The 13,449-nt window shown below is 62.3% G+C and carries 12 protein-coding genes; 7 read left to right on the top strand and 5 right to left on the bottom strand.

Annotation, left to right across the window (positions count from 1 at the left end; genetic code table 11):
• Nucleotides 1-178 precede the first annotated feature (178 nt).
• The 5 genes from CKW35_RS08595 to fabB all read left to right on the top strand — a co-directional run bounded on the left by CKW35_RS08595 (nt 179) and on the right by fabB (nt 7,099).
• Nucleotides 179-2,326: a TonB-dependent siderophore receptor gene (locus tag CKW35_RS08595; RefSeq protein ID WP_023048241.1), complete on the top strand. Its 2,148-nt coding sequence runs from the start codon at nt 179-181 to the stop codon at nt 2,324-2,326.
• The gene (locus tag CKW35_RS08600; protein WP_016488265.1) at nt 2,326-3,216 is read left to right on the top strand and encodes an ABC transporter substrate-binding protein; all 891 of its coding nucleotides are present in this window, start codon (nt 2,326-2,328) and stop codon (nt 3,214-3,216) included. The genes CKW35_RS08595 and CKW35_RS08600 overlap by 1 nt, the downstream gene beginning before the upstream one ends.
• On the top strand, nt 3,213-5,144 hold the full coding sequence (locus tag CKW35_RS08605) for an ATP-binding protein (protein ID WP_095115694.1): 1,932 nt from the start codon (nt 3,213-3,215) through the stop codon (nt 5,142-5,144). The genes CKW35_RS08600 and CKW35_RS08605 overlap by 4 nt, the downstream gene beginning before the upstream one ends.
• Nucleotides 5,145-5,351: 207 nt before the next feature.
• The gene (fabA, locus tag CKW35_RS08610) at nt 5,352-5,867 is read left to right on the top strand and encodes a 3-hydroxyacyl-[acyl-carrier-protein] dehydratase FabA (protein WP_016488267.1); all 516 of its coding nucleotides are present in this window, start codon (nt 5,352-5,354) and stop codon (nt 5,865-5,867) included.
• 11 nt (nt 5,868-5,878) lie between these two features.
• Nucleotides 5,879-7,099, top strand: coding sequence for a beta-ketoacyl-ACP synthase I (gene fabB / locus CKW35_RS08615; protein ID WP_016488268.1), 1,221 nt, complete (start codon nt 5,879-5,881; stop codon nt 7,097-7,099).
• 73 nt (nt 7,100-7,172) lie between these two features.
• Here fabB and CKW35_RS08620 read toward each other — a convergent pair whose 3' ends face one another.
• Entirely contained in the window at nt 7,173-8,177 is a 1,005-nt protein-coding gene (locus CKW35_RS08620; RefSeq protein ID WP_095115696.1) for an amidohydrolase family protein, read from the bottom strand.
• 117 nt (nt 8,178-8,294) lie between these two features.
• Between CKW35_RS08620 and CKW35_RS08625 the strand changes: the two genes are divergently transcribed.
• Nucleotides 8,295-9,158, top strand: coding sequence for a pirin family protein (locus CKW35_RS08625; protein WP_060516953.1), 864 nt, complete (start codon nt 8,295-8,297; stop codon nt 9,156-9,158).
• A 115-nt stretch (nt 9,159-9,273) separates the two neighbouring features.
• On the opposite strand, the gene CKW35_RS08630 is transcribed toward CKW35_RS08625, so the two are convergent.
• The 4 genes from CKW35_RS08630 to CKW35_RS08645 all read right to left on the bottom strand — a co-directional run bounded on the left by CKW35_RS08630 (nt 9,274) and on the right by CKW35_RS08645 (nt 13,007).
• A complete protein-coding gene (locus CKW35_RS08630) occupies nt 9,274-9,999 on the bottom strand; it encodes a dienelactone hydrolase family protein (RefSeq protein ID WP_016488271.1) in 726 nt (241 codons plus the stop codon).
• A 78-nt stretch (nt 10,000-10,077) separates the two neighbouring features.
• Nucleotides 10,078-11,982, bottom strand: a complete 1,905-nt coding sequence (htpG, locus tag CKW35_RS08635) for a molecular chaperone HtpG (RefSeq protein ID WP_070086416.1) — start codon at nt 11,980-11,982, stop codon at nt 10,078-10,080.
• 69 nt (nt 11,983-12,051) lie between these two features.
• Complete coding sequence (locus CKW35_RS08640) at nt 12,052-12,534, bottom strand: PaaI family thioesterase (protein WP_016488273.1); 483 nt, start codon at nt 12,532-12,534, stop codon at nt 12,052-12,054.
• Nucleotides 12,531-13,007 carry a PaaI family thioesterase gene (locus CKW35_RS08645; RefSeq protein ID WP_016488274.1) on the bottom strand — a complete coding sequence of 159 codons (477 nt, stop codon included), beginning with the start codon at nt 13,005-13,007 and terminating at the stop codon, nt 12,531-12,533. Before CKW35_RS08645 ends, CKW35_RS08640 begins: the two co-directional genes overlap by 4 nt.
• A 154-nt stretch (nt 13,008-13,161) precedes the next feature.
• Between CKW35_RS08645 and CKW35_RS08650 the strand changes: the two genes are divergently transcribed.
• A complete protein-coding gene (locus CKW35_RS08650) occupies nt 13,162-13,446 on the top strand; it encodes a hypothetical protein (protein WP_016488275.1) in 285 nt (94 codons plus the stop codon).
• The last annotated feature ends 3 nt before the right edge of the window (nt 13,447-13,449 follow it).

Below are 13,449 nucleotides of genomic sequence, written 5' to 3' on the forward strand. Positions count from 1 at the left end.
CGCCAAGGCCAGCAACGCAGATGACACTGTCATGGCCACGTTGCAACCCCTGTAGGCGCGAGCTGGCTCGCGATGCGCCGCCCGGGCGGCGCTCGATTTTCGCCCCCATAAAAGCGTCAGGACAGACACGCTGCAAAACCGCCGCAGATCACTGGAAAATACGCCAAGGTCAGTTACCATGCCTGTTCCATTCCTGATACAAGGCCCCCCCGTGTTCCCTGGCACGCCCCCGTTCCCGCGCCTGCTGATACTGACTGCCTTGCTCGGTGGCCCGGCCATGGGCGACGACCTGTTCATCGACAACAGTGACCTGCCGCAGGTTCTGACCGCCACGCGCCTGAAACAATCCCCGGCGGCAGTCCCGGGCAGCATGACCGTGCTCGACAGCGAACTGATCCGCGCCAGCGGCGCACGTGACATCCCCGAACTGCTGCGCCTGGTACCGGGCATGATGATCGGCTACGGTGCCGGCAACCAGCCGACGGTCAACTACCACGGCAGCAACGCCAGCGAAGCACGGCGCATGCAGGTGCTGATCGATGGCCGCTCGGTGTACCGTGCAGGCCTGGCCACGGTGGACTGGAGCGACATCCCCCTGGCCATGGAAGACATCGAGCGCATCGAGGTGTTCCGCGGCCCCAACACGGTCAGCTACGGCGCCAACGCGCTGATGGCGGTGGTCAACATTCTCACCCGCAACCCTGCCGACAGCCACGGCACACGGCTGAAGGTGACCCGAGGTGAGGACGGCATCAATGACTTCTATGCCAGCCACGGCTTCGGCTGGGAGGGCGGCGACATGCGCCTGTCACTGTCGGGCCAGCAGGACGACGGTTTCGACCACGACCCGTTCGGCCAGGATTACCGGGACAGCCGCCGGCTGACCCGTTTCAACCTCAGTGCCAGCCACAATCTGTCGCTGAACCAGACCCTGGAATGGCAACTGGCGGCAAAAGAAGGCAGCAACCAGCGGCCTTACACCTACCAACCTGTCTTCCCCTACGTCACCCAGCGCGGCGACAATGCCGACGTCAATGCCAAGGACTACGCAGGGTCGGTACGCTGGAACATCGATTTCAACCCCGATCACAGCCTGTATGTGCAGGGTTCTGCCCAACACTTTGACCGCCAACAGGTCTGGCGGGCCTGTGATGCCGCGTTGTCGTTCAGCCCCGAACTGACCCGGCTGTGGCAGATGAACCCCAACTACGCCGAGCTGGTGGCACGCGGTGCCAACAACCCGCCGCCCAGCAACAACCCTGCTGAACAAGCGCTGGTCGATGCCATCAAGGATCAGTGGAACAACCAGGGCGGCAGCAGTGCGGTGTGCGGCGATGTCGACCAGAGCACGCGCGAAACCCGCTATGACCTGGAAATCCAGGACACCCTCAGCCTCACCGACAGCCTGCGCCTGCTCAGTGGGGTGAACTACCGCTATGATCGTGCCGACTCGCAGACTTACTTCAACGGCAGCATCGATGACCAGACCTGGCGCCTGTTCGGCCAGCTGGAATGGCGCGCTGACGAGCACTGGATCTTGCAGGGCGGGGCCATGCTCGAAGATTCGCGTCTGTCGGGCAGTTCGCTGACGCCGCGCGTAGCGGTCAACTACCTGATCACCCCGCGCCACGGCCTGCGCGCAGTGTATTCCGAGGCGGTGCGCTCGCCCGACATGTTCGAGAACAACATCAACTGGAGCTACACGGTCAAAAACCTCAGCCGCGACGTGTTCGGCCAGCAGCACGGCGAGTATTTCGTCAAGACCCGCGGCCCGGGCGACCTCGACCAGGAGCGCATGCGCTCGCGCGAACTGGGCTACAACGGCTACTTCAGCGACATCGACCTGAGCATGGATGTGAAGCTGTTCTATGACGAGATCACCGGCATGATCAGCGAGCCCCTGAAGAACAACCAGTACATCGCCAGCAACGCCAACAAGGCCCGGTTCAGCGGCAGCGAGACGCAACTGGACTGGCGCCCCACCCTGCGTGACCGCCTGCGCCTGACCTATGCCTATGTCGATGCCTGGGCCAGCAACCCCGACGACCGCCGCCTCACCGCCCGCAACAGCGGCTCGGTCGGCTGGATGCGCGAATGGGGCGATGGCTGGTCGAGTGCGCTGTTCTACTACGGTGACGATGCGCTCAACCAGTACCGCTACGAGCGCCTGGACCTGCGCGTGGCCAAACGCTTTCGGGTGCAGGGCAGCAACCTGGAACTGGCGGCGCTGTGGCAGCAGCGCCTGGACGACGAACCGACCACAACCGTGCAGAACCGCTACGACAGCCGCCACCGCCTCAGCTTCAGCGCGGAGCTGGCGTTCTGATGGCCTTGGTGCTGCGCCTGTTGCTGCTGTGCCTGTGGCCCTTGGGGCCGTTGTCCGCCAGCGAAATTCTGCTGGTAGGCGCGCAAGATCAGCCTGGCATCCGCAGTTTCGTCGCCGCACTCGAAAGCCGTCGGCCGGGCGATCATGTGCATTTCCAGACCACAGCCGACCTGCCAAGCCCTGGCAAGCTCAAAACTGGCCAGCGCCTGATTCTGATGGACAATGCCGCCCTGGAATGGCGGCTGGGTGAAAACGCCGGCCCGCCAGCGCTGGCCATGCGCATAAGCCGGGTACAGGCTGAGCAGCGCCTGGGAAAGTCGCGCCCAGCGTTCCTCACCCTGCTGTGGAGTGACCCGCCGTTGGGCCGGCAACTGCGCCTTGCGCGCTACCTGCTGCCGCAGGCACAGCGCATTGGTGTGCTGTACGGCGAGCACAGTGGGTTCCTGCTTGAAGAGCTGCGCCATGCGGCTCGACCGTTAGGCCTGGAGATCATTGCCCAGGCCTGGCCCGACCTGCGTGACAGCCGCCCCCTGCAGCACCTGCTGGGTAACAGTGATGTATTGCTGGGCCTGGATGACCCGGACCTGTACAACTCCAAGACTGCAAAGAACCTGCTGTTGAGCAGTTATGGCCGTCAGATGGCGCTGATCGGCCCGAACGCCGGCTTTGTTCGCGCCGGCGCCTTGGCCAGCACCTACAGCGACCAGGAGGACTGGCTGGCAGTACTTGACCAGTTGCTCGACCAGCCGCCAGGGCGCTGGCCGCGCAGCCTGTACCCGGCACGCTTCGGCGTCAGCGGCAACCAGCAGGTGGCGCGCGCCCTGGGCCTGCAACCGATCGATCCGAACGCCGCCGCCAAGGCCCTGGCAGAAGGAGAGCCCACCCCATGAGCAAAGGCCTGAGCTGGGACATCCACACCCGCACGCAAATCATCAGCCTGGGCCCTGCCCTGCTGCTGACCTCGCTGCTGATCAGCTTCTTCACCTTCGTGCGGATCCAGGACCTGCGCCAGGAGCTTAACCACACCGGGCAACTGATCGCCAACCAGCTGGCCCCAGCCTCGGAGTACGGGGTGATTTCAGGCAACAACGAAGTGCTCGAAGGCCTGATGCGTGCCACCCTCAGTATCCCGCACGTGCGCTTTCTCGAGGTGCAGGACAGCCGCAACCACATCCTTGTGTACGTCGAGCAGTCCGACGAGAGCGCTAACCGCGCGCAACGTGTCGAGGTGTTCCAGGCGCCCATACGGCTGCAGCAAATCCGCCTGGACAGCGACTTCCTGCAGCAGGGCAAGGCCGCCTCACCCGCCATTGGCGATGATTATCTGGGCCGGGTGATCGTCGGCATGTCTGATGACGCCTTCAGCCAACGCCAACAGGAAATCGTGATCAAGGCCGGCATCCTGGCGCTGTTCGCCCTGCTGTTCACCTTTATATTGGCGCGTCGCCTGGCCTTGAGCCTGGCCAAGCCGATCAGCGACATGGGGCATGCGGTCAAGGCAATCCAGCAAGGCGAGTACAACACCCCCTTGCCAGTGGTCGACGACAGCGAACTGGGCCACCTGGCGCGCCACATCAACAACCTGGCCAGCGCCCTGGAGCAGGCCAGTGACGAACAGAAGCAGGCCATTGCCGAGCTGATCCAGGCCCGTGAGGAGGCCGAACAGGCCAACCGTGCCAAATCGGACTTCCTGGCGATGATGAGCCATGAGCTGCGCACCCCGATGAATGGCGTGCTGGGCATGCTGCAATTGCTGGAAACCACGCCACTGAGCAACGAACAGGCCGACTACACCGCAGTGGCCAGCGAATCCACCGGGCATTTGCTGAAAGTCATCAATGACATCCTCGACTTCTCGCGCATCGAGCGCGCCGCGCTGCAACTGGAACACATCGACTTCAACCTCGCCGAGCTGATCACCAGCAGCGTCCAGTCGTTCCAGCACAGCGCCCAGCAGCGCGGCCTGGGCCTGCACCTGCAACTGCCGCCCGGTATCGGGCAACTGCAGGTGAACGGCGACCCCACGCGCATCCGCCAGATCCTGCTGAACCTGATCGGCAACGCCCTGAAATTCACCGAACGCGGGCAAGTGCAGGTGGAGGCGCGCTGGCAGGTACTCGACCGGCAGCTGATCTGGCTGACCTGCAGCGTGCGCGACACCGGTATCGGCATTGACAGCGCCCGCCTGGAGATGATGTTCGTTGCGTTCCAGCAGGCTGACAGCTCGATTTCCCGCCGGTATGGCGGTACCGGGCTAGGGCTGTCCATCGCCCGCACCCTTGCCGAGCGCATGGGCGGCAAGCTGCGCGGTGAAAGCCGTGAAGGCCTGGGTTCCACCTTTACCTTGGAGATGCCGCTGGCCCTCGCCAGCCCTGCCCCCGTCGCGCTGACGCCGCCAGCAGCTGCGCCAACCACGGTGTCTGACAACGATCAGGTACTGCTGGTAGAGGACAATCCGGTCAACCAAAGTGTCATCGAAGCCATGCTGCGCAGTCTGGGCCTGGCGGTATGCACGGCCGAAGACGGCCTGGAGGCGGTCGACCTGGTTGGCCGGCAGCGCTTTGCCGCTGTGCTGATGGACTGCCGCCTGCCGCACCTGGATGGCTACGAAGCTACCCGGCGCATACGCCAGCTGCCCAACGGCGCCGGCCTACCGATCATCGCCTTGACCGCCAATGCCTTGCAGGGCGACCGCGAGCGTTGCATGGCCGCCGGCATGGACGACTACCTGAGCAAACCCTTGCGTCGCACCGAACTGCAGCGGGTGCTGCAACGCTGGTTGCCCGGTCAGACAACCGCGACTGGCGATAAATGCTAAAGTGCGGCAGTCTTAAACACTGGACAGGACCTTCATCGGACCTGAAAATAGACGTTTCAGTGCACACCTGTACTTCTTTCGGCAGGTGCGCTGTGACTTTCACCACAACGCAATAGTCTACCTGTAGGCTGCCGTCTCGAAGCCGTTGGTTTTCGGGCCGGCCGGGAAGATTCATCCCCTGCCACAGGGGGTTATTGAGGAGCTCGCATGACCAAACAACACGCCTTTACTCGGGAAGACCTGCTGCGCTGCAGTCGCGGTGAGCTGTTCGGCCCAGGTAATGCGCAACTGCCCGCGCCGAACATGCTGATGGTCGATCGCATCACCCATATCAGCGAAGAAGGCGGCAAGTACGGCAAAGGTGAATTGGTCGCCGAGCTGGATATCACCCCGGACCTGTGGTTCTTCGCCTGCCACTTCGAAGGCGATCCGGTCATGCCGGGCTGCCTGGGCCTCGACGCCATGTGGCAGCTGGTTGGCTTCTTCCTCGGTTGGCAAGGCCTGCCGGGCCGCGGCCGCGCCCTGGGCTCGGGCGAGGTGAAGTTCTTCGGTCAGGTACTGCCCGAAGCCAAGAAAGTCACCTACAACATTCAGATCAAGCGTGTCCTGAAGGGCAAGCTGAACATGGCCATCGCCGATGGCTCGGTCAGCGTCGACGGCCGTGAGATCTACACTGCCGAAGGCCTGCGGGTCGGCGTGTTCACTTCCACTGACAATTTCTAAGGGTTATTCGCATGCGCCGCGTCGTTATCACTGGTCTGGGCATCGTATCGTGCCTGGGCAATGACAAAGCTACCGTCACCGAAAACCTGCGCAACAGCCGTCCGGGTATCCGTTTCAACCCGGATTACAAGGAAATGGGGCTGCGTAGCCAGGTTTCCGGGTCGATCGACCTCAACCTCGAAGAACTGATCGACCGCAAGGTCTACCGCTTCGTCGGCCATGCCGCTGCCTACGCCTACCTGGCAATGCAGGACGCGATCAAGGACGCCGGCCTGACCGAAGAGCAGGTTTCCAGCCCGCGTACTGGCCTGGTGGCTGGCTCCGGCGGCGCCTCGACCCTGAACCAGATGGAAGCGCTGGACACCCTGCGCGAGAAAGGCGTCAAGCGCGTCGGCCCATACCGCGTTACCCGCACCATGGGCAGCACCGTTTCGGCATGCCTGGCCACCCCGTTCAAGATCAAGGGCATCAACTACTCGATCTCGTCGGCTTGCGCCACCTCGGCACACTGCATCGGTACCGCCCTGGAGCAGATCCAGTGGGGCAAGCAGGACATCGTCTTCGCCGGTGGCGGTGAAGAAGAGCACTGGAGCCAGTCGTTCCTGTTCGATGCCATGGGCGCCCTGTCGACCAAGCGCAACGAAACCCCGGAACTGGCCTCTCGCGCCTACGACGCTGACCGTGATGGCTTCGTCATCGCTGGCGGTGGCGGCATGGTGGTGGTCGAGGAGCTGGAACACGCCCTGGCCCGTGGCGCCAAGATCTACGCTGAAATCGTTGGCTACGGCGCCACTTCCGACGGCTACGACATGGTTGCCCCGAGTGGCGAAGGTGCCATCCGCTGCATGCAGCAGGCATTGTCCACCGTCGACACCCCGATCGACTACCTGAACACCCACGGCACCTCGACCCCGGTCGGTGACGTTGCCGAGATCAAGGGCGTTCGCGCAGTATTCGGCGACAAGGCACCGAAGATCAGCTCGACCAAGAGCCTGTCGGGTCACTCGCTGGGCGCTGCTGGCGTGCACGAGGCGATCTACTGCCTGCTGATGATGGAAAACAACTTCATCGCCGGCTCTGCCAACATCGACGAGCTGGACCCGGAGGTCGCTGACCTGCCGATCCTGCGCAAAACCGAAGAAAACGCCAAGATCGACACGGTCATGAGCAACAGCTTCGGCTTCGGCGGCACCAACGCCACCCTGGTGCTCAAGCGCTGGGAAGGCAAGTAAGACGCTGATGCGGTAATCGAAAACGCCCCGACTGGTTCGGGGCGTTTTCATGTGTAGCCCGTACGGGCAACCCCTATTTTTGCCTGGGCAGCACAGCCAGAAAGTTATCGCGGGCTACTTTGTTCGCTACATGCTCAGGCAAAGCATCCAGAAACGGCCTGAACCCGTGCATCTGCTCCCCCAGGCTGCCAAACCGCCCCACCACATCCGACCCCTGCATGAACCGCTCCGGGAACCGCTCGACCAACGCCAGCCATTCCTTGCGCGGCACACCCTTGTCGTCCAGCAGGTAAGGCTGCAACACACTCCACGACAGGTCGACATAGAGGTTCGGGTAATCCTCCAGCAACCGCGTCAGCACCGGCAGTAAAAAGTCCATCTGTGTCTGGTGCCGGTGGATCTCCATGCTGCTGCCAGCGTGCGCCCAGATAAAGCGCGTATGCGGGTGATTGCGCAGCGGCTCTTCGATTTCCGCCAGGTACAGTGGATTGCGCTCGCGCTTGGAGGTGATGTTGGAATGCAGGAGCACCGGCAGGTCACGCTCCGCCGCCAGGTGGTAGATACGCGTCATGGCTTCGTTGTTGGCCCGTGGCGTGTCCCCACTGGTCAGCGCCGTGAGGTCATCGTGGCGGGTGAAGACCTCGCCAATGCCCTGCCACAGCCCTGGGTACAGATCGAGCATGCGCTCAATATGGCTGACGGCATTCTTGTCCACCGGGTTGAAACCGGTCAGGAACGGATGAAAGCGCTTGCGCTGCTCGACCGGCAACTGCTGCAGGGCTGCGGCCACGTAAGTGTCGGTGGCGCTGTACCAGTAGGCATCGGCGTCGTCACCCGCGTAATAGCGCGGGCGCTTGGGCTCGTCTTCATGCCATTTCTTGGCCACCGGGATGCCGGAAATCATCGACTGCTCGACGCCCGCAGCATCCATCGCCTTAAGCAACGCCGGCATGCCTTCGCTTTCCTGGAAGAAGTCGACGTAGTGCAGGTGAGCATCGCTGTAGCGGTAGTCGCGCGCCAGTGCCGCGTGGCACAAACTGCCAGACAACAACACGCAGGCCAGCGCTCGGGCAATCATGGGCAGCTTCCTTCTCCGGTGATGAAAACAGTAGACCCGCCGGCGATCCAGACGGTTCAGCCACAGCGGGCAAACCGCTATGCTTGAGGCATTTCCACCGCGCCTGGAGCCCACCGCATGAGCAGCCCCCTGATCATCCGCCCACGTGCCGAATCGGTCGAGGGCCAGCCGATCCTGCGCCCGCTGCCGGCAGCCCAGTGCCGTAGCGTCGGCCCATTCGTGTTTTTCGACCACATGCTCGAAACCGACTATGCCCCAGGGCATGGCATGGACATCCGCCAGCACCCGCACATCGGCCTGTCGACCCTGACCTACCTGTTCGAGGGAGCGATCCTGCACAAGGACAGCCTCGGCTCGGAGCAGCGGGTACTCCCCGGCGATGTCAGCTGGATGACGGCTGGCAGCGGCGTGGCCCATGTCGAGCGCACACCCGCAGATGCCCTGGCCCATGGCTCGTGCCTGCACGGCTTGCAAGTGTGGCTAGCCTCGCCACAGGAGCACGAGCAAGGCCCGGCGAGCTACAGCCACTACCCGGCGGCGAGCCTGCCGGTGAGTGACAACCTGGGGGTGCGCATTTGCATGATTGCCGGCACCGGGTTCTGCCTGGCGTCACCGGTGCCGGTGCTCTCCCCCACTCTTTATGCGCATGTACAGATGCAACCAGCGACGACGCTGCTGATACCGAGTGAGCACGTCCAGCGGGCGCTTTACCTGCTGGATGGCGAGCTGTTGCTGAACGATGAGGATGTGGAGCCTTGCAGCCTGGTGGTGCTGCCAGAGGGCGAGGACATGACCCTGTATGCAGAGGGGGAGTGCCAGCTGGTGCTGATTGGCGGGGCACCACTGGATGGGCCGCGGCGGATGAACTGGAATTTCGTGGCCAGTGACCCGGAACTGATCGAACAAGCCAGGGCGCGGTGGGCTGCGGGGGATTGGCCGGTGGTGCCGGGGGAAACCTCAAGGATCGAGTTGCCCCGGTAAATCTGGGGCTGCTCTGCAGCCCATCGCCGGCAAGCCAGCTCCCACAAAGAGCGGCGTACGCTGTACTGTGGGAGCTGGCTTGCCGGCGATGGGGCGCGCAGCGCCCCCTGCTATATCAGCGCTGGAACACTTCAGTCAGCAGGTTGTGCATCGAGCGGAACGCCCGCTCGGAAGTGCGGCGGTCATACTGCATCTTGCCTGGTACGTTGGCATTCGGGTCGGTAAACGAGTGCACCGCCCCGCCATAGCTCAGCAACTGCCAGTCGACCTTGGCCGCGTTCATCTCGTCCTCGAATGCTGGCAACTGCTCTTTCGGCACCAACGGGTCGGAGGCGCCATGCAACACCAGCACCGATCCCTTGATGTGCTTGGCATCTTCAGGGTTCGGCGTGTCCAGCGTGCCGTGGAACGACACCGCCGCACGCAGGTCGGCGCCAGAACGGGCCAGTTCCAGGGCACAGCAGCCACCGAAGCAGAAGCCGAACGTGGCAACTTTGCCAGGCTCCAGCAGCGCCTTCGACTGCCCCAGCAGTTGCGCCAGGGCTTCTTGCATACGCTTGCGCAGCTCGCCACGGTCGTTCTTCAACGGCATCATCGCCGCACCGGCCTCGTCGGCATTGGACGGGCGTACAGATTGGCCGTACAGGTCGGCAATCAGCACCACATAACCCTTCTCGGCCACTTCCTTGGCGATGCGTTCGGCACCTTCGCCAATACCCATCCAGTTCGGCGCCATCACCAGGCCTGGGCGGCCCAGCGCACCTGGCTCAAAGACCAGCCGGCTTTCGTAAGCCTTGCCGGACAGGTGATAAACCAGCGATTCGACGATTACCTTGCTCATCAAGCACTCCTTAGGCACTTTCTATAAAAAGCGCGCCATGAAAAAAGCCCGCCGAAGCGGGCTTTCCTTTGCATCAACTCAAGCAGACAGCTCGACCAACAGCTTGTTCAGGCGACGAACGTAAGCCGCCGGGTCCTTCAAGCTGTCACCGGCCGCCAAGGCCGCCTGATCGAACAGAATATGCGAAAGCTCGGCGAAGCGGTCTTCGCTCTGTTCGTTGTCCAGCTTCTCGATCAGCGGGTGGCTCGGGTTGAACTCGAAGATCGGCTTGGACTCCGGTACCTTCTGCCCACTGGCCTCCAGAATCTGGCGCATTTGCAAGCCCAGGTCCTGCTCGCCAATCGCCAGGATCGCCGGCGAGTCGGTCAGGCGGTGCGACACGCGCACTTCGGCAACACTGTCACCCAGCGCGCCTTTCAGGCGCTCGACCAGGCCTTCCTTGTCCTTGGCGACTGCTTCCTGGGCCTTCTTGTCCTCTTCCGAATCCAGGTTGCCCAGGTCCAGGTCGCCACGGGCGACGTCGACGAAAGCCTTGCCGTCGAACTCGTTGAGGTAGCTCATCAGCCACTCATCGATACGGTCGGTCAGCAGCAGCACTTCGATGCCTTTCTTGCGGAAGACTTCCAGGTGCGGGCTGTTCTTGACCTGCGCGTACGACTCGCCGGTGAGGTAGTAGATCTTGTCCTGGCCCTCTTTGGCACGGGCCAGGTAGTCGGCCAGGGCAACGCTCTGCTCGCCGCTGTCGTCGTGGGTGGAAGCAAAGCGCAACAGGCCGGCGATCTTCTCCTTGTTGGCGAAATCTTCGGCCGGGCCTTCCTTCAGCACCTGGCCGAAGTTCTTCCAGAAGCCCTTGTACTGCTCGGGTTCGTTTTTCGCGAGCTTCTCCAGCATGTCCAGCACGCGCTTGGTCAGCGCGGTCTTCATCGACTCGATGATCGGGTCTTTCTGCAGGATTTCCCGAGACACGTTCAGCGACAGGTCGTTGGAGTCGACCACACCTTTGATGAAGCGCAGGTACAGCGGCAAGAACGATTCGGCCTGCTCCATGATGAACACGCGCTGCACGTACAGCTTCAAGCCGCGCGACGCTTCGCGCTGATACAGGTCGAACGGTGCGCGGGCCGGCACATACAGCAGCGAGTTGTACTCGAGCTTGCCTTCGACCTTGTTGTGGCTCCAGGTCAGCGGGTTTTCAAAGTCATGGCCAATGTGCTTGTAGAACTCCTGGTATTCCTCGTCCTTGATCTCGGTACGCGGACGGGTCCACAGGGCACTGGCGCGGTTGACGGTTTCCCACTCTTCGGCCGGCTGCTCTTCACCTTCGGCGGCAGCCTGCTCCTTCGGCAGCTGGATAGGCAGGGCGATGTGGTCGGAGTATTTCTTGACCACATTGCGCAGGCGCCAGCCATCGGCGAACTCTTTCTCTTCCTGCTTCAGGTGCAGGACAATGCGGGTACCGCGCTGTGGCTTGTCGATGGTGGCGACCTCGAACTCGCCCTCGCCTTTCGACGACCAGTGCACGCCCTCGGCAGCAGGCTGACCAGCGCGACGGCTGTAAACGTCGACCTTGTCGGCCACGATGAACGCGGAGTAGAAGCCCACGCCGAACTGACCGATCAGGTGCGAGTCCTTCTTCTGGTCACCGGTGAGGTTCTTCATGAAGTCGGCGGTGCCAGACTTGGCGATGGTGCCCAGGTGGGCGATGACGTCTTCGCGGCTCATGCCGATGCCGTTGTCCTCGAGGGTAACGGTACCGGCGTCCTTGTCGAAGCTCAGGCGAATTTTCAGTTCATCGCCACCCTCAAGCAACTCTGGCTTGGCCAGGGCTTCGAAGCGCAGTTTGTCCACGGCATCGGAAGCGTTGGAAATCAGTTCCCGCAGGAAGATTTCCTTGTTCGAGTACAGCGAATGAATCATGAGGTGCAGCAGTTGCTTTACCTCGGTCTGGAAGCCCAACGTTTCCTTTTGTGTTTCCACAGTCATGGTCTTCGAAACTCCGATCTGATGGCAGTGGCGCCTGGCAAGCGATTTGGCCTGCGTTAATGGCGGATGTCATTCAGATGGGGGCTGAGCGGATGATTTCAAGGGCTTTTCCGGCTCGATCTTGAAATGCGCACGGGCGGTGGCAATGGGTGCCTGCCTGTCGCCTTGCCAGGCGGTAATGGCGACGTTGGTCACCCGGCGGCCCTGGCGCCACAGCTGGCACTGGGCATAGGTATCGCGAAAATGCCCGGCGCGCAGGTAGTCGATGGAAAAATCGATGATCTTCGGAATACTCGCGCTTTCGCTGTAGATCAGCAGGTACAGCGCGGCGGACAACTCCATGAACCCCGCTATCACGCCACCATGGATAGCGGGCAGCAACGGGTTGCCGATGTTGTCCGCACTCGCCGGCAGGCGGAACAGAAGGTCATCACCCTGGCGCTCGCATTCGATGCCGATAAGCCCTGCGTAGGGAATCAGCGCCAGCAATGGCCGGTAATCACCGACCGCGTGGGCAGCGTTGAGTTGCTGGCGAACCGCATGCGGAATCATGCGCCGCCCTCCTTCAGGCCATTGCCGAAACGGATACCGCCCTTGATCTCCTGCCCCAGGCGCATGAACGTCCCCACCACCTGGCAGATGGGCTGGTCGGGGTTGTCCTGATAGGCTGTGCCACGGGTGAAGATCACGTCGCGGGTAACCCGGTAGCATTGGGCGTGACCGTAGATGTCCTTGCCAGCTTCGGCCGGGTGCATGTAGTCGATGCGCAGGTCCAGCGTGGGGCACACTTCGAAGCGGGGCAGCACGCACAGCGTGGCCATGCCACAAGTGGTGTCCATCAGCGTAGTCAGCGCACCGCCATGCACGGCGCCGGTCTGGGGGTTGCCGACGATGGCTGCTGACCAGGGCAGGACCAAGGTCATGCCATCGCCATCAGCCTGCGCCACACGCATCTGCAACAGCTGGCAATGTTTTAACGCCGAGAGAAACCGCTCGGCCATTGCCATCAAGGTTGAATCGCTCATAGGCTGTTCCCGCCCGCCGCCACGCGGCGGCATGAGTTCGTTAAAAAGTCCATGTAGAACACGGCGTTATATATCTGTAATCTGCGTGGAACTTATTCCGCATAGTTGCACTCGAAGGAACAAGTCACTTATTCCACCAAGGAGAAACACACCCATGCGTAAACCTTTTGCTTTTGCTCTGATGCTGGCTGCTGCCATGGGCCTGGCCGCTTGCGATAAAGCGAGCGAAGACAAAGCCCAAGACGCACAGGAACACGCCGAGCAAGCCCAGGAAAAAATGGGCGAAGCTCAGGATAAAATGAACGACGCTGCTAAGGAAAACGCCGAAGCCGCCAAAGATCAGGCCGAAGCCGAGCAGAAGGCTGCCGAAGAAGCCGCACCGGCTACTCCGGCTCCGCAAGCCGCGCCAGCTACTCCGGCTGAACCTGCCAAACAGTAATTG

Source organism: Pseudomonas sp. Irchel 3F3 (assembly GCF_900187545.1).
Taxonomy (GTDB): domain Bacteria; phylum Pseudomonadota; class Gammaproteobacteria; order Pseudomonadales; family Pseudomonadaceae; genus Aquipseudomonas; species Aquipseudomonas fortuita.